The sequence below is a fragment of the Methylophaga sp. UBA3613 genome, assembly GCF_002375415.1.
Classification (GTDB): Bacteria; Pseudomonadota; Gammaproteobacteria; order Nitrosococcales; family Methylophagaceae; genus Methylophaga.
Window position 1 is genome coordinate 16,312 of the sequence record NZ_DFLS01000001.1, and the last position, 21,224, is coordinate 37,535.

The window sequence follows — 21,224 nt, forward strand, 5'->3', positions numbered from 1 at the left end:
GTGAGCTGAAAAAGCGTCAATCAAGGCACGAGGAGCGCCTTTTAGTTGTTCTAAATAAGCGACGAGCAACGCAGACCGGCGCGCGCCTCCCTGGCGCGCCGGCATACAGTTCATCCGTGGACATAAGTGGCGCTTTTTCAGTCATAACCCGAAGGGCTGGGACTATTTTTGCACCCGCCTGCGTAGCTGTTCAAATGAGTTCCAGACTCATTTGTCAATCACTTATGTAGGAAGGCTACACCGCGTGCTTTCCGCCTTGTCGGACACAAAAATAGCCGCCAGCAGTGGAGGATATGAAAGATAAACAAGCCCTAGCATGATTGATTTTTTTGTGTGCTTGCCCATTAAAAAATTCACAAGATCCAGTCGATTGTTGACATAAAATTCACAATCTATCCGCTTTAATTCCATATAAAAAATAATGATTATCTCGTGTTGATAATCATAATAAAAATTATTCGGCAGCAGTGGGCAATATTAAGATGTTTAATAAAAAACTTAAAAGTGATTTAGCTGAGGTAACTACTAAATATAATGAAATTTACAGCCTTATCAATTCAATACAGGAATCTGTAGCGACTATTCAATTTAATAGTAAAGGTATTATCGAGGATGTAAATGACAACTTTTTATCCGTTGTGGGTTATGAAAAGTCAGAACTGGTCGGCAAACACCATAAGGTTTTATGCCATGACGATTATATTCGTTCTGCGGAGTATAAAATATTCTGGGATGAACTCTCACGGGGCAAACAACAATCAGGCAGGTTTAAAAGACTTACCAAGCCAGACCAAACAATATGGTTAGAAGCATCATATTTTCCAATAACTGACAAGGACAATAACGTTACCGCTATCTTTAAAATTGCTTCAGATGTGACGCGTTCACATAACAAAATGCGTGATCTTGAAGCGGCCTCCAATGCATTAAACCGTTCAATGGCGATTATTGAGTTTACTCCAGATGGACAAATTTTAACGGCTAATGATAATTTCCTTTCGGTAGTTGGTTATTCTTTAAATGATGTGGTTGGTAAGCATCATCGCATGTTCTGTTTCGATCAATTCTACGAAGAAAACCCCAATTTCTGGTCAGAAATCAGTTCGGGAAAATTTTTCTCTGATCAATACCAAAGGAAAACATCTTCTGGTCAAGCCGTCTGGTTAGAAGCTTCTTATAATCCAGTGTTTGATGATGAAGGCAAGGTGGTTAAGGTCATTAAGTTTGCCAGTGATATTACCCAGAGAATCGAGCATAACGACCGAGTAATGCGTGCTGCGGAGATGTCATTTTCAACAGCAGAGGAAACCTCGCAAATAGCTAAAAATGGTGTTGAATTACTCAATACCTCGGTACAAATGTCCAACACAATTCTGCAGGATGTATCGGAAACGTCAGCCAATATCGAACAGTTGAATAATGAATCTAAAAATATTGAAAATATCGTTTCAACGATTAATGACATTGCAGAACAGACAAATCTATTGGCATTAAACGCAGCCATCGAAGCCGCACGTGCCGGCGATCAGGGGCGTGGGTTTGCCGTCGTGGCTGATGAGGTCAGAAAGCTGGCGTCGAGAACAAGCGAGTCCACGGAGGAAATAAAAGAAGTTGTAAAGCAAAACCGTAAGCTTACACATGATGTCACGCAAAAGATGGATAGCGTGAAACAACGGGCTCTCGACAGTAATGAACAACTTTCTGCTGTTTCATCAGTGATGACAGAAATATTGCATGGTGCTGAGGATGTTTCACGAACGGTTTCTTCGCTTTTATAGGCAAGGGATTTCAAGATCTTGATTGTTAGGGTATAACAAATTATCAGGACTACTTTAATTTTGATGACATAAATAAATTAAAGCTCTGTGCGTTGTGTACGCAATAATAACTATAAGCATATGAACTCATTACGGAAAATAAGATGGGCCTGAAAAGAGTTTTAATATTATTCGTCTTGTTTTCAGTCGCTTGTAGTTCTGAGAATACAGACATCCCATCATTGAAATTGGCTGGTGTGAATTATTTGGGGGATCTCCCCACTCTTGTCGCCAGTAAAAATGAGTTATTCAAAAAATATCAGCTTGATGTTGATGTGAGTTTTAATAATTCGGGTAGGCAAAGTCTTGACGATTTGCGTGCCGGAAAAGTTGATTTTGCCTTGGTCTCACCAACAGCGTTTACGCTGGATAAATTAGCTAATGCAAATAATGAACTTCAGAATGATGAGCCCGTTATTCTGGGGAATCTTTTGCATTCCACCTTAATGAATCAAATCCTGACAACCACTAATGGTAAGCAAATTCAGACAGTTACTGATTTGTCAGGAGGACGTATTGGTTTGCCTAAAGGAACCAATTCAGAATATATCTGGTGGGTTTATTCGGTTTTTTATCAGGTAAATACAGATCAGGTAGATATTATCGATTTACCCATTTCAGAATTGGGTAAGGCATTAATTGATGACAAGGTCGATGCAATTGTTACCTGGCAGCCATGGACCAATCATTTTATTGCGGAATATGGTGACCAGCTCAAACAGGTGGAGGGTAGTCATGTGTATAGCGCAAAATGGCTACTGGTAACAACTCGCAAAATAACGGAGCAGAACCCACAAAACTGTCAGCAATTGCTAAGGGCTTACGCCGATGCCATCAGTCTTATACACTCAGACACGGATAACGTGATGCAGATGTATAGCCAGGAAATGAGTGAAAACGCAATTTTGGGTCAAAATTATCAGCCAGGATTACATCAGTTAAATTTAAACTGGTCTTTAATTTCAGAATTACATCAGAATATTCAATGGGCTAAGCTCAATAATTTTCCCGGATCCGAAAAACCAATCAATGTGACCTCCTGGTTTGCTCCCGAACCCTTAAAAGCAATACAGCCTTTTTTAGTTAAGATTCCAACGTTGCAAACTGAGGAGAACCAGTGATGAAACTGGTTCAAACGTCTATTTTCTTTATCAGTTCATGTCTGCTGGGACTACTATTTTTAATTGTGTTAGGTGCCTGGAGTTACCACCAGGTTGAATTAAAACGCATTGAACTTAATTCGTTTGCAACGTTAAATAACAAAATTGATGCATTATCTGTCGGCAGTGATAATTTATTGATATTTCGGCCTGACGAACGTCTGTGGCAGGTTTTTTTGAGTGATGCGCGACAAATCCAGCAAGATCTTTCAAAACTGGAGCGAGGTAAGTTTAATGCCCAACGGGCAATACGGCATATCGATCAGTTGATTAAATCAGTAGAAGATGCTTATCAAAGTCTTCCGGAAAATACTAACCCCATCATCAATGACTATCAAATGAATCCTCTGTCATTGCCGTTGAGATCAAGATTGCTTATCAACCAGGTTGCTGATCATGGTATTGCAATTGAAAGCTCTATTGATCAATTGATGCAGGAAAATCAGCAAGTTATTGAAAGTCATATAAACCGTATTTTGTTTGTTTTCATGTTATCTACGCTGATCTTTGGTGTGTTATGTGTATTGGCATTCAATATGATTTATCAGCGTATCGCTCTGCCTACCCGAAATCTTATCGATACAATCAAAAAAATATCGCTTAATGACAACACAGCTCGGGCTGAGGTGTTTGGCAAAGATGAAATGGCAGAGTTATCGATGGCTTTTAATGCGCTGCTGGATCAAAAAGATCGCTCAAACCAACAGATCATCCTGCAGCAGAGTGAATTAAAAAAACAAGCTGAATTACTGGAAATTGCTGGCAGAATCACCCGGTTTGGTGGGTGGTCGGTGGATATGAGAACCAAACAGGTTATTTGGTCTGAGATGGTGGCCAACATCCATGGCAAACCAAAAGGCTATAGTCCAACCATTGAAGAAGGTCTTTCTTTTTATATTGCTGAGCATCAGCCACGTATGCAGGAATTATTTACTGCCTGCTATCAGCAGGGAATTCCCTATGATGCAGAGTTACAAATCATTAATTCTGCTGGAACACCGATCTGGGTGCGGACATCTGGTGAAGCTGTTCGTGACCATGAAGGAAACATAATCGGCGTTCATGGTGCCTTTCAGGATATCTCCGAACGTATGGAGCTTGAAAACCGACTGCGCCAATCTCAACGGCTGGAAGCGGTAGGTCAATTAACGGGTGGTGTGGCACATGATTTTAATAATCTGCTCACGGTGGTAATTGGCAACTCGCAAATCCTTACAGAATCATTTGAGGATTCCAACAGACTCAAACCGTTAGCGGATATGATTTTACAAGCCGGTTACCGAGGCGCGGAGTTAACCCGCAGTCTATTAGCCTTCGCCCGTAAACAGCCGCTTGATCCCAAGCCAGAGAGTATCAAACAACTTATCGATCAGCTTTGGCCGTTATTGGAACGTGCTGTTGGCGAAGGGATTGTCATCAAGTTTATTGCTGAAGGTCCATTAAAGCACGTCCTTGTCGATGCTGGACAGTTTGAAAATGCGCTGCTTAATTTGTCATTAAATGCAAAAGATGCCATGCCAAAAGGCGGTCAATTAGTTATTGAAGCCAAAAATACCCATTTACCGGAAGAATATGCTCAAAATCATGACATCACTTCAGGTGATTACGTTGTGCTAGCCGTTTCGGATTCTGGCTGCGGTATTGATGCAGACAAACTTGATAAAGTATTTGAGCCTTTTTACACCACCAAATCGAAAGACAAAGGGACAGGCTTAGGGTTGGCAATGGTTTATGGCTTTATTAAACAAAGTAACGGTCACGTTAATATCTATTCTGAGCCTGGACAGGGAACAACAGTAAGACTTTACCTACCAGTTGCAATGGATAATACACCCCAGCTAAAAGCTAATACTCAAGAGTCCATCAACTTACAGATTGGTCATGAAACTATTTTAGTGGTTGAAGATGATCCTATGGTAAGGGAATATGTATTAACTCAATTGACAGCTTTAGGTTATGAGGTACTGTCAGCCGCCGATGGCAAACAGGCAATGGATATTCTGCAATCTGAACAGACGATTGATTTGCTATTAACCGATGTCGTGTTACCGGAAGGATTAAATGGCCGAAAAATAGCTGAGCATGCCCTGAGGCTAAGACCATCATTGCGCATTTTATATACATCAGGTTATACCGAAAACTCTATTGTTCACCATGGTCGACTGGATAAAGGGGTATTACTCCTGTCTAAACCCTATAAGCGTGAAGAGCTGGCCAGCAAGGTCAGAATGGCCCTTGATGGCGAAGGACAAGTCTCACCGGATTAAACTAAATCAAGTTGATCTCTGATAATACAATCCTGACAGAATCTTCAGCCTAGTTGTTGTTTGTATTACAAATATCTCTTTTATATTACTCGTCCGTGTTTAAATTTTTTACAGGTATCTGAAAAAATTTCATGACTCTCTCGAAATATTTTTAATTAACAATTATCTAAATTAACCTTGCCAGTTACATATTTAAATCTATAAAACCCTCTAGATAAAATTAATGCCAAGTCTGACGGTTTTCAGTTAATTTTTTTATTTGGACTGGTATAACGGTTGCATAATTTTTTGAGCAGGGAATAACGAGATATTAATGCAATAAATCTAAAGTGTTTTAATTATCCAAATAATTTCAAATTCAGCTTTAGAGTTGATAATGATGACCAAGTTAAGCATTGCTGATTTAGAGTCATCAAAAGTATTCCTTGTAAATAATATGACTGATTTTTACTCAGACTATAGAAGACGTTTATTAGGAGGAAGATATGAATAACGCGAGAATCCTGACATTTGCTTCTTTGACTTTATTTGCATTGCCAGCAGTCGCTATAAATCCTTACGCGTTAGAAGATGATAGCTGGATCAGTATTAATGGTGAAGTTACCTCTGTCACCGCTGATGCGTTTGAACTGGATTATGGTGATGGGCAGATCACTGTAGAAATGGACGATGGCGACCGTGATGCTGATGGTTACAAGTTAATCCAGGGGGATGAAGTGAGAGTCTCAGGCATGATCGATGATGATTTTTACGATCTAACTACTATAGAAGCCAGCAGTGTTTATGTAAAAAATATTGATACCTATTTTTATGCGAGTGCAATGGATGAGGAGGATATAGGTTATTCAATAATCTCACCCAGTGTAACGGATACAGTAGTGCAGGGGACGATTACCAGCGTAGATGCGAATGGAGAGCAATTTACGCTTGATTCCGGACTTCAGGAGCTGACTGTCGAAGTGGATGAATTGACATACAATCCGCTCGATAATGAGGGATTTCAACAGCTTGATGTAGGGGACAGAGTAAGCGTGCAAGGAAGCATTGATCACGACTTTTTTGAAGGTCGAGTTTTTGAAGCAAACTATGTAACAACCCTTTATAGCGCTTCATAATCGTTTTAAATACACAGGCTATGCTGGCTCAGTCGGCATAGCCTTATTTCAAATGTAATGTCTGATGCTAGTCCGCTATTGATTTATTACTTAGAAATTTTTATGGCAATGCTGAACAAACACCTAAAAAAATTTAGATGTGATTGTAAAAATTACATGACTTTGTCATTAGTTGTACATGAAAAATTCATAACAGATCTTGAGCATAAGTTTAATGTATTTTGCATTAAAGTCTTGCCAAGCTGCTGATTTTAAATAATAATTTTTTTGAATTTTCCGTGTATTTTATAGTGATAATTATTTTGGCATGAGGCTTGCGAGGTTGTTTGTTACAAGGAAAGCATTCGGCTCTTTCTTTGATTTTCTACCTGAATACAAAAATTGCCGTTAAATATAAAGGAGAATGAAATGTTTAAGCAACTATTTCTTTCAACTGCAATTGCTACAGCTTTTGCTGTTACACCTGTCTTAGCAGATGATCATGAAAAAATGAATAAAGATGATCCTGAGTGGGAACAAAAAGTTAATAAAACTCAGCATGAAATGGACAAAAAACATCAGGATAATGAGAAGAAAATGGACAAAAACCGTCAGGGTGATACAACCACCTATGATGAAATGGATGAAGACATGGACGTGGTGCCTGATGAAGAAGCCTATGATAAGGATAAGGGCGGAAACGATAAGCACCCTGCCCACAAAATGGGTGAGGAAGGATATCCTGAATAAAATAAATTGAACGTAAAATAAAATTCTAAGTTCAATGGGAGCGTAGCGTTTTAATGGAGTAATTAGCTGGTTGATTTCTCAGTGTTGACCAACAAATTTACTAAGGAAGTAACGCTACGTTTTCATTTTTTTATCAAACTAATTTCTCACCTAAGCATTTCATTTTAACAAATGAAATGTGATGTCCTTAAGGCCTTCTAACTTCATATTCTTATTTGATATAAGCCTTAATGCTTTCTTGAGCATTTTGGATAGGAGTTTAAAATGGCTACACAACTCATTAAAATGACTTTTTTTGCCAGCATGATTACGAGTCTGCCTTTACTGGCAGATGAAATGAATGAATTAAAACGAGATAGACAATCCTGTTACTCATAGTAATAATATTTCAAGTACAAATCTAGCCGGGATACTGTGACACAGGGAGTAATAGGAGCTGAAGCAGATGAAAACTAGAAGCTTGTTCCAGAATGATTCCCCGCTAAGACGAAAAAAGATACTGAGGTCCTAACTTCGTCTATATGATGAGATTACTGATGATATTGAAACATTTGATGCGGATTAATGATTTAGGGCTTGTTTATCTTTCATATCCACCACTGCTGGCGGCTATTTTGTTTTGTGTGCGACAAGGCGAAAAGCACGCCGTGTAGTCTTCCTACATAAGTGATTGACAAATGAGTCTGGAACTCATTTGAACAGCTTAGCTGGCCGCGTAGCGGTGAAATACAGGGATGTATTTCATACAACCCAGGCGGCCGCAAAAATAGTCCCAGCCCTTCGGGTTGTGACTGAAAAAGCGTCACTTATGTCCACGGATGAACTGTATGCCGGCGCGCCAGGGAGGCGCGCGCCGGTCTGCGTTACTCGTCACTTATTTAGAATTACTACAAAAACGTCAGGACAAGCAATGTTCCAGACATTGCTTTTGCATACACTCCATCCATGGAGATAAACGTTTTTGAGCGCAAGCCCCAATGGGGTGAGATACATGGATGTATCTCACAAAAGGCGTTCCTCGTACCTTGATTGACGCTTTTTCAGCTCACAACAGAGGCGGAGATGAAAGATAAACAAGCCCTTAGAGCCTGCTCCAATAATTTATTTTATAACTGTTTAAGTGTCTGACAGGCATTATGTCCTTTACTAAGTAAAATGATGTTTTTGTGTATACAGGCATCATTCCATCCATTTACATTATCTGGAGCGGCCCGTTTGGAAAAAAATTCCAAGTCCACGGCCACTGTATCGGTAAATTGATACAGTTCAATTCGTTCACTCTTCCATTGGCCAACCCAACCACCTTCAGCATTTTCAATCAAGGTTTGGCGTTGATACTGCTTTTCAAACCCGGCCGCTTCAACATCTGCAATCTGGATTAACTGATCATTAAACGAGATTTTATAGAGCAGCATCAGGCCTAGTAAAAGTGCCGCAAAACATAGGGTATTAATAAAATAATCTGTGGTGGTTAAACCGGGATTTTTGGTATGACATTGGACACAATTATTTGCTGTTCGTGCTACCTGATATTCACAGTTTCGACATTTAACCAGTTTTGCCATTGCAAATTCCCTTTTTTATATCGTTGGTCAGAAAGGTCAGCTGGCGAGCTTACGATAGTTATCCAAAATCCAATGCACTCTTTCACAGGCTTGAATGTAATCCACGATCATCGATACAGAAGGGGACTGAATCCCTTCGATACTCATACGTGTATATTCCAGACTATGGATAAGATTTCCCAAGCGGGGATCCAAAACCGTGATTTCACCAATATCAAGCCTGCCCTGTTTGATTGAATCATTGTTTGGCTTGTCAGCTGATGCAGATAAAAAATTGATTTCCTTTTCTAAAACATCCCAGGCTTTACGCATGGAATAAATAGGGAACAAGGTGGCTTCTTTTTTCAGTGACATCCATTCCATTTCTGCTTTGTTTGCATGACTGTTATCCATAATCATTATTCCCAGATGGGTTTATGAAGTTTTACTCAAGTGTTATTTATTGAGTTGTTGTTTGCGTTGAAACAGTTTTTCGCCGAGTAACGCCAAATCAACATCACTTTTCTGCAATAAAGGAAACATTTCGTCTTCTTCTTCTTTAACATGGTGCTCAATGTATTCTGAAAGCACCTTGACTTTGGCATCAAATAATTCCTCATCTGCCTGCATTTGTTGAATTTCTTTGATCAATACCTTGGCACTGTCATGTTCAACCTTAGCTTCATTGAGCAAATCTTTTTCATCTGAAAGTTTTTCACGAAACGCTGGGTAGATAATTTCCTCTTCCAACTGGGTATGCAGTGTCAGTTCTGCACAAATTTGATCTGCCAGTTTTTTCTTATGAACAAACGCATATGGCCCGAGCTCTTCATATTGGGCGAACGCCTGTTTAACTTTCTGATGATCGTTTTTCAGTAAGGTTATGGCGTTGTGCTGTGTCTTTTTTGTATCAGTCATGTTTCTAAACCTTTTGATTTCGGTAGATTACTATCAGTCCTTTTGCAAATTACGTACCCGAGATGAACAAATCTCTGCTAAAGCCTGGTGGGCTCGGATATAGCTGAAAGTTTTATAAGTTTTCAATGAATAAAAGAAAATAAAATATGGGTAAAAATTACTGTCATTACAGAAAAATTTATAGGAATAAATCGAAATTTCCCTTGCGAGGGGGAAACTAGAATTTTCAGAACTGATTAATGCTTACTTTCAGGGTCTGGCATAAGGATTGCTGATAGTGGTTAATGTGCACTTATATCAAGTGTGAGCTCAACCAGATAAGAATTTCCAAAGTTACTATTTAACACTCAGTAAAACGTAATAAATCTAATGTTGAAAGGATAATCGTAATGACTGAAATGAACTCGGAAGATCTAATCAAAAAGCTCAATAATTTAATTGAACTCGATTACGATGCCATTGCTGCTTATAAAGCGGCGATTGAGCGTCTTGATGACATGCAGTTTAAACAACAATTAGCCGCATTTATGGAAGACCATCAAAACCACATTACGGCTTTAAGTGAATCAGTAAGGCTGGAAGGTGGAAATCCGGCTGATGGCGGTGATCTAAAACAGATACTGACTAAAGACAAAGTTGTGATAGCTGAACTGGGTGGAGATAAGGCCATTCTTAAAGCAATGAAAATGAATGAAGAAGTTACTAATAAAAGTTATGAAGAAATGGTAGATGAGCCTTTCCCAGGAACAATAAAACTCATTTTACAAAATGGTTTGGCAGATGAAAGACGTCACCGAGCATGGATTAATGCAACCCTTGAACAAATTTCTTGATTACGCAACAACCTCAATTCGTTAACTAATCCTAGCTCTATGGCACAGATTATTTGATAAGGAGTAAATACTATGTGGAAAGCACTATTTTTTACCATGACATTAGCTTTCTCGTCGGTCATATTATCCGGTTGTTCCGATGAACAGGATAATCAAATGGGGCAGGACTCTGAGCTGGATGCTGACCCACAGTGGAGCGAGAACCCTTATGGTGATGAAGATGTGGAGGAAATTGAAAACCCTCAATCAGCTGAAGAAATCAACCGCAACAAAGATGATAGCGATTTAACTGAAACACCTCCTTATGATGAAGAAGATAGTGGTTTAGATGAGGCAACTGAACAAGGTGTTGGGCAGCAATATTAAAATTGCTTCACCGGAATCTGACTTATCCAACTAGAACCCAATAAATCATAAAGGTTTATTGGGTTTTCTTTTAAATTAATGAATTTTGGATCCTATTTGGACACCGGCTTGATTCTGCCGCCATGGCTTACCATCGCAAAAAGCATAATTTTTACAGTCAGCAGTGCAACCTCGGCACGGTAACCGTTTCGATTGTAGGGTGTGTTTCAAATTTGGCTCAGATTTACTATTACGCATATTAACGGCTCGTTTAATGATTCATGATTAAAGTAGCTTTTTCCAGGTGAATATGCCGTGAAAAATTTCTATTTCGGTAGAAAATAAGCTTTTAAATAAAAACCATTGACGCTTATAAAACTGCTTTAGCTTCATCTCTGGAAAAGACTATGATGTCTGCAGAATCACATAACGTTAATTTCATCGACATTTCAGCTCGTATAAATAAGGATTTATAACAATGCGTTGGAAGGGAAGACCCAAAAGCAGCAATATTGAAGACAGACGGGCCATGCGTACTTCTGGAGCTGGAGGCTTTGGTCGTGGTGGTCTACGATTATTACCGTTGGTTTTTCGATTTCTTGGTGTTAAAGGTACTTTGTTAGTTATTGTCGCTGTGGTTGCTTATGGTTTGTTTACCGGTAATTTAGGCAATATGCTCTATGCGCTAGGACTGGGAGAAAGTCCACCCACCAGCGTTTCCACCGAAACGTTAAATCAAACGCCGCAGGAAAAAGAACTAGTTGAATTTGTCTCAGTAATCCTCGCAGATACCGAGCAGACGTGGAGCAGTATCTTTCAGGAAAATGATGAACAGTATCAGGAGCCTCGTCTGGTGTTGTTCAGAGGGGTGGTACGTTCGGCTTGCGGCACTGCCCAGTCAGCAATCGGCCCTTTTTATTGTCCTTCAGATCAACAGATTTATCTGGATCTGAATTTTTTCGATCAACTCAAAAACCGATTCAAAGCACCTGGTGATTTTGCTCAGGCCTATGTGATTGCACATGAAGTGGGACATCATATTCAGACTCTGATGGGGATTTCAGAGAAAGTTCATGCTGCTCGCAGCCGGTTAAACGAAATAGAAGCCAACAAACTCTCGGTCAAACAGGAATTACAGGCAGACTGTTTTGCAGGTATCTGGGCCAATCATGCAAATGATCAACGTCAACTTTTGGAAACCGGTGATATTGAAGAAGGACTAAGAGCTGCCAGTGCGATAGGGATGATACCTTGCAAAAACAATCGCAAGGTTATGTTAGCCCTGACTCATTTACCCATGGCAGCTCCCAACAACGAATGCAGTGGTTTAAAACGGGATTTGAAACTGGAAGTATCGCGCGTTGTAATACATTTGCAAACGGTTAATCCCTTTAGGAAAGAGTTTCTCTATTTTAAAAATTACAGATGCTCTGCTCACCGGATGCAATATTTTGGAAGCTTAAAATGTAATATTCCCCAGTTTATATTGATAAACATACTGAATACAGGTCATTTTGATGTGTTCGTTAGCATTTATTGAATGTGATTAATACCAAAAATAGACTGCATAAATTACGGTCAATTACACCTTTTGGATTATTGCTTGCGGGCGCAGATACCAGCAACATAGAATGGCGCGTTTTTTCTTATAATTATTTGGAGTTTAACAATGTCAGAACCCGTTTGGTTTAGAACCGCAGAAGCCACCGTTTTTGCCAGTGAAGATCAAGGCACCGATGCGATGCCGGAAATTTTAATTGGCAGCACCAAAGGTCCGGCAGGCCAGGCATTTGCCAATTTGATGGGGCAGACAGAAGGTCACACCCGTATGTTTGCCATTCGTGCCACCAATCAACAGGTTAAACCGGCAACCATGATCGTGCCTAAAGTGACCATCAAATCGAGCAGTTATGTGGAATTGTTTGGTGGACCGGTTCAGTCGGCGGTGGCCGATGCGGTATTGGATAGCGTTATTGAAGGCGTCATACCAAAAGAACATGCTGATGATTTATGTATCGTGGCGATGATTTGGATCGCGCCAGATGCGGCTGCTAATCCGGATGTTGATCGCAAGGACTTATACCGCACGAATTACGAAGCCATGAAACTGGCCATCAAACGTGCGATGTCAGGTTCACCAACAATTGATGAACTGATTGCGAACCGCAACAAAATCCATCATGAAATGTATGATCCAGAAACGGGTGAATCAGCCTGGTAAGTTAAAGCTGTATTCACTAAAAAACCCTCTTTGTGTGAGCAAAGAGGGTTTTTTTTGGTTACAGGACAAGTAATCGTTTATTTAATGCTCGTTAAATAACTTTTCATAAAAACCACGTTCAAAATCCCGAAGTGGCTTACGCGCAACATTGCGGTTGTCACTATCCGAATGATAATTGGAAAGTAACTGTACAAAGTACAATGACTTGCCTGATTTTGTATTTATTTTTCCAGCCAGATTGTAAACACCATAGATAGAACCGGTTTTTGCCGTTACTTTGCCACTCAATGGCGTATTGATCAGGCTACTGCGGTATCGCAGGGTTCCAGACTGTCCTGATACGGGTAACGTATCAACCAGTCCCAGCTCCTTATTGCTGAAGATGTACTGGACGACCTGCATTAACTGCTTGGCGGTGACTCTATTGTTACGTGATAACCCTGAACCATCCATGATAATGGCACGAGACAAATCAATACCGGCTTTTTCCTTAAATACCGCTTTGATGGCGGCCGCACCATTCTCATAACTACCAGGTTGTTTGTAATAAACACGGCCAACCGTTTTAAGCAGATTATCAGCAATCAGATTATCCGACCGTTTCATCATCAAATCGATCAGTTTCATCAATGGTTCTGATTGATGCAAGGCAATAACGGTCCCATGTGCGGTATCGTCACGAATAATTTTGCCATGTAATCTGATTCCGGCACGATCCAGTTCCTCCTGAAGAACCTCCTTGAGATATAAGGTGGTGTTTTGTACCGCAAGATGAAAATTTACTGGCAAACGATGCGAGCCCACGCATCCATTAAGTGAGAAGTGATTTTTATTGTCGGCAGTCAGCTTGAGATCACAATCAATATTCTGATTTTCCAGGCCTTCGCGGATGATGATATCGTCAGCACTGATACTGATATATGGCGAGCCACTGGCTTTCAGCCCCTTAACGGGTGCCGGGGTAGTGCCCTCAATTTTTCCGTAGATACAGTTACCATTCATCGTAATGCTACTGGACGGGGCACTGTAACAGACACCCATAATATCCCATGGTAAGCCAACAGCACGCTCAGAGGTGTCGAAGGCGCTGCCGTTCAAATAGAGATTTCCATCGATAGTCGTTTGCTTGAGCTTAAGTTTTTCGACCAGAACACGCAGATGGGTGCGGGTGAAAGTCGGGTCTCCACTGAAATTGATTATCACATCGCGTTCAGTTGTTTCCATTGTGGTTTCAAAACGGAAATCTTTATCCAGGATCAGGCGCGCTCCCAGACCTGTAATGATTTTCTGCAAACTGGCAGGTTGCTGGAACTGTTCAGCACGTTCAGAGTAAATTTCCTTGCCACTTGCGGTATCGACAACATACAAAGCAATATCTGCACCTTCCGGTGTAGGCTTGCCGTTCAATGCCGGGTCAGAAAAAGTTTGTGTAGCGTGAGTAGAAACACTAAAGAAAAGCAACATTACCAGGGTGAGATATTTGGTCATACAGTCCAGTGATACATGAGTTTTAAGTTAAAAGATTGCAAAGCCTATCATGAAATTCAGCATTTGATTTGAAACAAAAAGCTAAGCTTGGAGAAACGCCGACAACAACAGCGATTGGCTGTTGAATCTTAAGTGTACATCGGTTTGTTTTCGGCCACATTCATCCAGCCTTTGGCTATACGGTAGATAACCCAAATCGCATTGGCCAGCAGAATGAAAACCCCGATAACTACAGCACTCAATAAAGCACCTATCAAGCCCCACAAAAGACAAAACCAGAAGGTACGGATCTGCCAGCGAAAATGTGATTCAAGCCACGTACCACGCACATCATCGCGTTTGATGTAGTTCATGATAACGGCCACCAGGAACGTTAAACCAACAATAAAGGATGCTGCCTGCAGGGCATAAATAACAATCGTCAGTGTTTTGGCTTGATTTGAATTATCGTTCATAACGGGGGCTGGGGAAGGATTGGGAATAATTCTGGGTTCAGACATGAAATATCCTTTGGTTATCTGCCTGCAAGGATAAATCTTTTGCAGGCAGATACCAAAACTTTATCTCAGGAAAAAACTATGTTGGAGTGAAATTTTGCTATATCGCTATTTTAATTAAGAAGTGAAATTAGTTAAGCGTTTCATGTGGAGTGGAGTTAGAGCAATGAGAGCATTCACTGATTAGATGAGCCTGGTTGTAAAACTTTCTTCTGGCAACATGAATTGCCGTTTTACAATCTGGCAAATCACCCAATTGAATGCGATCAATCATTGGGGGTAAATTGGGACATGTTTCTGGACACACATGATGAGTGTCACATCCCTTGTTAGGAAGCTTAGGATTTGAATCTAGGTAATAACTTGTCATATCGATATCTCCCTGATCTTATCAACATCTTTGTTTTCCGTTAGGCCAATATTGAACTAACAGGTAAGTCACATATTTATTATTACTCTTACAACCCCAGTTACCGTAAATGAATAATTCCTGTTTTCACAGGAAACTTTACCCGTCAACACCTAAGGAAAACAGAAAACCCATGAATTTACAACAGCTTGGAGCCGTTAATTCAGACTCTTAATTTAAAGTTATTTAAACAAAATAACGATTTCCCGCAAAAAAATGATAACCACGTCACACTTTCTGCGCAATAAATGCTGACAATAATCCAAAAATGTTAACTCCGTCACATTTTTTTATGGATATTAATCGTTTTTATCGATTGTTTTTGTATGAATAAACTGTTTTGCAGGTTAATCCGTTGTGAGTATTGTGGCAACCCTGAACAACTAAGCCACTACAACAAAACTATATAGGGATTTAATCATATGAAAACAACCCGTCAAACCGCTGACATTGGTATCGTCGGACTTGCTGTCATGGGCCAGAATCTGGCTTTAAATATGAACGATAAAGGTTTTACCGTTGCTGTTTACAACCGAACAGCCACGAAAGTAGACGAGTTCATGCAGGGCCCTGCAAATGGTTCCAGAATTATTGCCTGTCACGATTTGAAAGCGTTTACTGAATCATTGCAACGGCCCAGGAGGGTTATGTTGATGGTAAAGGCAGGGGATGTGGTCGACAGCTTTATCCAGCAACTTTTACCGTATCTGGAGAAAGGTGACATTATCATAGATGGTGGTAACTCTTTGTTTAATGACAGCGATCGCCGTACTCAGGAATTACATCAGCAAGGGATTCTGTTTATTGGCAGTGGTGTGTCTGGTGGTGAAGAGGGGGCCCGACATGGACCATCTTTAATGCCGGGGGGCAACAAGGCTGCCTGGCCAGCAATAAAAGATATATTCCAATCAATCTCTGCGCAGGTTGATGGTGAGCCTTGCTGTGACTGGGTAGGAAATGATGGGGCAGGCCATTATGTGAAGATGGTGCATAACGGTATTGAATATGGCGATATGCAACTGATTTGTGAAGCTTATCAGATGATGCGAGAAGGCATGGGCCTGTCGGGGGACGAAATACAGCAAGTCTTTGCCGAATGGAATGATGGTGTGCTGGATTCCTATCTGATTGAAATTACTCGCGACATTCTTAAAGTAAAAGAACCTGATGGCAGTTTGTTAATCGATCATATTCTGGATACCGCAGGTCAAAAAGGTACCGGAAAATGGACGGGCATGAATGCATTGGATTTAGGCACGCCTTTAACATTGATAGGTGAGGCGGTATTTGCCCGTTGTTTGTCAGCGTTGAAAGATGAACGGGTTACGGCATCTCGCGTATTACCGGCTAAGGCGGTTGCTTTTACTGGTGATAAACGTGAAATGATTGATGCCGTTCGGGATGCACTTTATGCCTCCAAAATCATTTCCTATGCCCAAGGCTATATGTTAATGCGTGAAGCAGCGGCAACTTATGGTTGGGAGTTGAATTATGGCGGTATTGCGATGATGTGGCGTGGTGGCTGTATTATTCGGAGCCAGTTTTTATCCAAAATCCGTGACGCTTTTGAGCGGAATCCGAATTTGCAGAACCTATTGCTGGATGAGTTCTTTATTGACGCCATCAGCGAAGCATTGCCGGGCTGGAGAAAAGCGGTCGTTACAGCGATTGACGTTGGTGTGCCGGTACCTACCTTCAGCAGTGCTTTGTCATTTTATGATGGTTATCGCAGTAAACGTTTGCCAGCCAATTTGTTACAGGCACAACGCGATTATTTTGGTGCCCATACATACGAACGACTCGATAAACCCCGAGGTGAATTTTTTCACACCAACTGGACAGGACGCGGTGGAAATATATCTTCCAGCAACTACGATGTCTGAATGTGTTTCACGCCTCAGTGATATGGCTCCTGTCATATCATTGAGGTAGATTTAAGGTGAAATGAGTTTTTTAATTTAAACTTTAAACCGGTATCCCACACCTTGAACGGTTTCAATAAATCTTGGTTGTATAGGTTCTTCACCAAGTTTATGGCGTAACTGGCGTACCAGAACACGTAAATAATGTGTTTCATCAACAAAGCTTTCACCCCAGATGGTCTGGGTTAAAAAACGATGGGTCAGGATATGCCCTGGCTGTTCTGTGAGTAATCGAAGCAACTCGAATTCTTTACGAGATAAATGAATTATTCTGTCATCCAGTTTGACCTGATATTCCGCTAAATCGATAAACAGGCCATTGATTTCACGTTTACTGCTAGAAGCTACAGTATTGTCACTTATTCTCAGTAACGCTCTAACCCGAGCCATCAACTCACTGATGCCAAACGGTTTGGTGACATAATCATTAGCACCGGCATCCAATGCCTGCACTTTTTCATCTTCGCTGGATCGAACAGACAGAACAATAATCGGGATCTGTGACCATTTACGTAATGCTTTTATAACATCCTGTCCATCCATATCCGGCAAACCTAAGTCCACAATCAACAGGTCAACCTTTTGTTCGACCATAATGGCTAATCCTTGTTCACCGAGCCTGGCTTCCAGCACCACATGATGATGTGCTTCAAGACTGATCCTCAAAAATTTCTTAATCTGAGCTTCGTCTTCTATGAGTAATATTGTGGCCATGTAAATACTCTGTGGAGGTTAGGACTTATTGATCTTTCATATTCACCACTGCTGGCGGCTATGACAGATCAACAGCCCCTTGGTTATTTGGTAGCTTGATCCGCATCATCGTGCCTTTGCCATATGGATTATCCAATGCCATCACCTCGCCACCATGCGCTTCAACCATGCCGCGGCAAATTGCCAGGCCCATTCCAGTGCCCGGTAAACTGGATTCGTGTCGATCACCTTGAGCAAGGCTGTAAAACATATTGAATACTTTTTCCTTTTCAGTATCGGCAATACCCGGTCCGTTATCGATAATATCCAGCGTTATCCAATTGTCATCATGCTGAACGATTAACTTTATTGCCAATTCTGCTGTGTTATGGCGAATGGCATTATCAAGCAGATTGAAAATGGCTTGTTCGATAATTAAACCCTGAACATAAAGCATCGGGGTATCTTCTGTTAATTCAAGCTCGAATTGCACATTATCTAATTGATGGCCCAACCGTCTTATAGCACCGTTAATCAGATCGTCGATATCCATCCATTCACGATTCAGGTTCAGTTTACCCTGGCTCAGACGAGTCATATCAAGCAGATTCTGAATATGACGGTCCAACCTGTGCGCTTCATCTTCAATGGTCTGGATCAGCAGCTGCTGATCATCAGTCGATAAATGCTGAGCATATTCACGTAATGACGAACTCGCCCCGATAATGGAAGAGAGGGGGGTACGTAAATCATGTGAAACTGAAGAAAGTAATGTGGCACGTAGTTGTTCTGTTTCTGCCAGTAATTTGGTTTGTGAGAGTTCCGCCACCAGCATGGTACGGTGTAATACCACTGCGGTTAGCTGGCAGAACGTTTCTGTAGCCGTAATTTGCTTGTCATTAATGCGTTCATTAATGGCCACCAGGCCAAGCTGTCTGCCATCCCAGCTAAGTGGAAAAAACAACCATCCCTTGTGCCAGGTTTCACCGTCCAGATGTTTGGATAGCATTAATTTAAAAACTTCTTCACCAGGATGACCACTCGATATGCCCTCCGGGTGCAAAATCAATTTAGACTCCTGCTGAATGGCAATCACCACACGACCATCATTGCTCAGAACTCGCCGTAAGGCCTCCAATAAAATTTCGATAGTGGTTTCAGTGTTGGTCGCGAAAGAGAGCTTTTGACTGAACTCATAGAAATGAGACAGCCGGTTTAATGCCATTTCCTGCTTGGCTATAGCTTCGCGCATTTGCGTCGCTAAATGTGCCGTCATCAATGCCACCATCAAAAATATAATTAATGTGGCGACATCCGCTTTGTGCAGAATATTAAAAGTGTAATAAGGCTCAGTAAAAAAGTAATTGAAAGCCATAAAGCTGAACAAGCTGCTTAATAAAGCCGGACCAAAACTGGTTTTGGCTGATATCAGCAACACACCCGCCAGAAACAGTAATAACAGACTGGTGTAGGGCAGATAACGGTTAAGCACCTGGGCAAACAACACGATCACAAAAATCAATCCGATCGCGAGCAGATAATGTTTGAGCGGAGTATTAGTTGGAAGAAAACGCATAGCTGATCGCTTTTTCTGGAAAATTCTTAAAGTTGTTTTAACAATAAATCGCATTTAAAAAAGTAAAATTTATATAAAATTTTTATCTTTTTTTTAGCTGACTTTCAGTCTCCTGAAACCAATAATCCATTCACGTTGATTATAGGGATGAATAGACTGATGTTAAGTTTTACCAAGTTGTTTCAAAGGCATATTACACCGTGTGTTGCTTGGCTTACATTTTTGATTGAGGTCGTAAGCTAATGCATTGGCGAGCCATCATCCGGTTATTTGGTTTGCTGTTGATGTTTTACAGTCTCAGCTTTCTGCCTTCATTAATCGTTTCATGGATCTACAGCGATGGACAATGGATAACCTTTATCGGGTCCAGCCTGATTGTGTTTTTATTGGGATTATCGTTGTGGCTAAGCAACTATCATCAACGTCAGGAATTATCCGTTCGTGATGGCTTTCTGGTCGTGACACTCTTCTGGTTTATATTGGGGCTGGTCGGCGCTTTACCCTTTTACCTCAGTCTGCATCTGGGTTTTACCGATGCGGTATTCGAATCCATTTCAGGATTTACCACCACGGGCGCGACCGTTATTGTTGGGTTAGATCAATTACCCCAATCAATTTTATATCATCGACAACAAATCCAATGGTTAGGCGGCATGGGGATTATCGTTCTGGCGGTCGCCATTCTGCCTTTATTAGGCGTCGGGGGCATGCAGCTGTATCGAGCGGAAACTTCCGGCGTTGCCAAAAATGAAAAAATGACACCCAGAATCGCTGAAACTGCCCGTTCCCTGTGGCTGATCTATCTGTTACTTACGGTGTGTTGTGCGTTAGCTTACTGGTTTGCAGGGATGAGTTTCTTCGATGCGGTAGGCCACGCCTTTACTACCGTGGCAACCGGAGGCTTTTCTACTCATGACGACAGTATCGGCTATTTTAACAGTCCACTTATTGAAGCTATCGCAATCGTATTTATGTTAGCTGGCGGGGTGAACTTTGCCGTGCATTTTTTAGTGTTAAGACGCAAGCTAATATCTTCATATGCCGAAGATCCGGAAGTAAGAACTTTTGGATTATTGTTTGTGTTTGCCAGTATTTTTATTGCGATAAGCCTGTATTTCGCCGGGGTGTATTCTGGCGGATGGGAAGCGCTTCGTTATGCTGCGTTTCAGGTGGCTTCCATTATGACCAGTACCGGTTTTGGTACGGCGGTATTCGCGGAATGGCCATTACACATCCCGTTAATTCTGGTGATTTTGTCATTTATTGGTGGATGTGCCGGTTCAACCGCAGGTGGCATTAAAGTTATGCGTATCATGTTGCTGGCGAAACTGGGTTTACGGCAACTCGAGTTATTGGTGCATCCTCGCTCCGTATCTGTGGTGAAGTTGGGAAAACGGCCAATATCTGAAACAGTATTGTTTTCGATTTGGGGTTTTTATGTGCTTTATATTGTCACAGCATTGATGCTGACAGTTGCAATGATGGCAGCCGGCCTTGATTTGATTTCAGCTTTTGGGGCAGTGGTTGCAACGATCAATCTTCTGGGCCCGGGTTTAGGAGAGGTTGCCTCGAATTTTGCCACAATGGATGCCACGGTTAAATGGCTCGGGATCTTCGCAATGCTGGTAGGACGCCTGGAAGTGTTCACCTTGTTGATTCTATTTCTGCCAGCCTATTGGCGCAATTAACA

18 protein-coding genes are annotated in these 21,224 nt (G+C 41.2%); 11 read left to right on the forward strand and 7 right to left on the reverse strand.

What is annotated here, in order from left to right; all coding sequences use genetic code 11:
• Positions 1-482: 482 nt before the first annotated feature.
• From B3S93_RS00080 to B3S93_RS00100, 5 genes are all read left to right on the forward strand, one after another.
• Positions 483-1,778 carry a methyl-accepting chemotaxis protein gene (locus B3S93_RS00080; RefSeq protein ID WP_292748283.1) on the forward strand — a complete coding sequence of 432 codons (1,296 nt, stop codon included), beginning with the start codon at positions 483-485 and terminating at the stop codon, positions 1,776-1,778.
• A gap of 143 nt (positions 1,779-1,921) precedes the next feature.
• Complete coding sequence (locus B3S93_RS00085) at positions 1,922-2,938, forward strand: ABC transporter substrate-binding protein (protein WP_292748285.1); 1,017 nt, start codon at positions 1,922-1,924, stop codon at positions 2,936-2,938.
• Positions 2,938-5,244 carry an ATP-binding protein gene (locus B3S93_RS00090; protein WP_292748287.1) on the forward strand — a complete coding sequence of 769 codons (2,307 nt, stop codon included), beginning with the start codon at positions 2,938-2,940 and terminating at the stop codon, positions 5,242-5,244. Before B3S93_RS00085 ends, B3S93_RS00090 begins: the two co-directional genes overlap by 1 nt.
• Before the next feature lie 485 nt (positions 5,245-5,729).
• The gene (locus B3S93_RS00095; protein WP_292357032.1) at positions 5,730-6,359 is read left to right on the forward strand and encodes a DUF5666 domain-containing protein; all 630 of its coding nucleotides are present in this window, start codon (positions 5,730-5,732) and stop codon (positions 6,357-6,359) included.
• Between the two features lie 408 nt (positions 6,360-6,767).
• Entirely contained in the window at positions 6,768-7,088 is a 321-nt protein-coding gene (locus B3S93_RS00100) for a hypothetical protein (RefSeq protein WP_292748289.1), read from the forward strand.
• A 1,106-nt stretch (positions 7,089-8,194) separates the two neighbouring features.
• On the opposite strand, the gene B3S93_RS00105 is transcribed toward B3S93_RS00100, so the two are convergent.
• The 3 genes from B3S93_RS00105 to B3S93_RS00115 are packed head-to-tail and all read right to left on the reverse strand — an operon-like array spanning position 8,195 to position 9,550.
• Positions 8,195-8,653, reverse strand: coding sequence for a hypothetical protein (locus tag B3S93_RS00105; RefSeq protein ID WP_292748291.1), 459 nt, complete (start codon positions 8,651-8,653; stop codon positions 8,195-8,197).
• 36 nt (positions 8,654-8,689) lie between these two features.
• Complete coding sequence (locus B3S93_RS00110) at positions 8,690-9,046, reverse strand: hypothetical protein (protein ID WP_292748293.1); 357 nt, start codon at positions 9,044-9,046, stop codon at positions 8,690-8,692.
• Positions 9,047-9,088: 42 nt separating this feature from the next.
• The gene (locus tag B3S93_RS00115) at positions 9,089-9,550 is read right to left on the reverse strand and encodes a hemerythrin domain-containing protein (protein WP_292401482.1); all 462 of its coding nucleotides are present in this window, start codon (positions 9,548-9,550) and stop codon (positions 9,089-9,091) included.
• Between the two features lie 389 nt (positions 9,551-9,939).
• Here B3S93_RS00115 and B3S93_RS00120 point away from each other — a divergent pair, with 389 nt between their 5' ends.
• The 4 genes from B3S93_RS00120 to fae all read left to right on the forward strand — a co-directional run bounded on the left by B3S93_RS00120 (position 9,940) and on the right by fae (position 12,949).
• Positions 9,940-10,383: a DUF2383 domain-containing protein gene (locus B3S93_RS00120; RefSeq protein ID WP_292401484.1), complete on the forward strand. Its 444-nt coding sequence runs from the start codon at positions 9,940-9,942 to the stop codon at positions 10,381-10,383.
• Positions 10,384-10,455: 72 nt separating this feature from the next.
• A complete protein-coding gene (locus tag B3S93_RS00125) occupies positions 10,456-10,749 on the forward strand; it encodes a hypothetical protein (protein WP_292357020.1) in 294 nt (97 codons plus the stop codon).
• Between the two features lie 457 nt (positions 10,750-11,206).
• Positions 11,207-12,268: a KPN_02809 family neutral zinc metallopeptidase gene (locus tag B3S93_RS00130; protein ID WP_349677917.1), complete on the forward strand. Its 1,062-nt coding sequence runs from the start codon at positions 11,207-11,209 to the stop codon at positions 12,266-12,268.
• A 129-nt stretch (positions 12,269-12,397) separates the two neighbouring features.
• Positions 12,398-12,949, forward strand: coding sequence for a formaldehyde-activating enzyme (gene fae / locus B3S93_RS00135; RefSeq protein WP_292357016.1), 552 nt, complete (start codon positions 12,398-12,400; stop codon positions 12,947-12,949).
• Positions 12,950-13,030: 81 nt separating this feature from the next.
• Here fae and dacB read toward each other — a convergent pair whose 3' ends face one another.
• Together dacB and B3S93_RS00145 are read right to left on the reverse strand one after the other, a co-directional pair.
• A complete protein-coding gene (gene dacB / locus B3S93_RS00140; protein ID WP_292401487.1) occupies positions 13,031-14,437 on the reverse strand; it encodes a D-alanyl-D-alanine carboxypeptidase/D-alanyl-D-alanine endopeptidase in 1,407 nt (468 codons plus the stop codon).
• A gap of 128 nt (positions 14,438-14,565) precedes the next feature.
• The gene (locus B3S93_RS00145) at positions 14,566-14,937 is read right to left on the reverse strand and encodes a DUF4870 family protein (protein WP_292401491.1); all 372 of its coding nucleotides are present in this window, start codon (positions 14,935-14,937) and stop codon (positions 14,566-14,568) included.
• 828 nt (positions 14,938-15,765) lie between these two features.
• Here B3S93_RS00145 and gnd point away from each other — a divergent pair.
• Positions 15,766-17,226, forward strand: coding sequence for a decarboxylating NADP(+)-dependent phosphogluconate dehydrogenase (gene gnd / locus B3S93_RS00150; RefSeq protein ID WP_292401493.1), 1,461 nt, complete (start codon positions 15,766-15,768; stop codon positions 17,224-17,226).
• 75 nt (positions 17,227-17,301) lie between these two features.
• Here the strand turns inward: gnd and B3S93_RS00155 are convergent, their stop codons facing one another.
• Together B3S93_RS00155 and B3S93_RS00160 are read right to left on the reverse strand one after the other, a co-directional pair.
• On the reverse strand, positions 17,302-17,979 hold the full coding sequence (locus B3S93_RS00155; RefSeq protein ID WP_292401496.1) for a response regulator: 678 nt from the start codon (positions 17,977-17,979) through the stop codon (positions 17,302-17,304).
• A 58-nt stretch (positions 17,980-18,037) separates the two neighbouring features.
• The gene (locus B3S93_RS00160; protein ID WP_292357006.1) at positions 18,038-19,534 is read right to left on the reverse strand and encodes a sensor histidine kinase; all 1,497 of its coding nucleotides are present in this window, start codon (positions 19,532-19,534) and stop codon (positions 18,038-18,040) included.
• 242 nt (positions 19,535-19,776) lie between these two features.
• On the opposite strand from B3S93_RS00160, the gene B3S93_RS00165 reads away from it, so the two are divergent.
• Positions 19,777-21,222 carry a TrkH family potassium uptake protein gene (locus B3S93_RS00165; RefSeq protein WP_292357004.1) on the forward strand — a complete coding sequence of 482 codons (1,446 nt, stop codon included), beginning with the start codon at positions 19,777-19,779 and terminating at the stop codon, positions 21,220-21,222.
• Positions 21,223-21,224 lie beyond the last annotated feature (2 nt).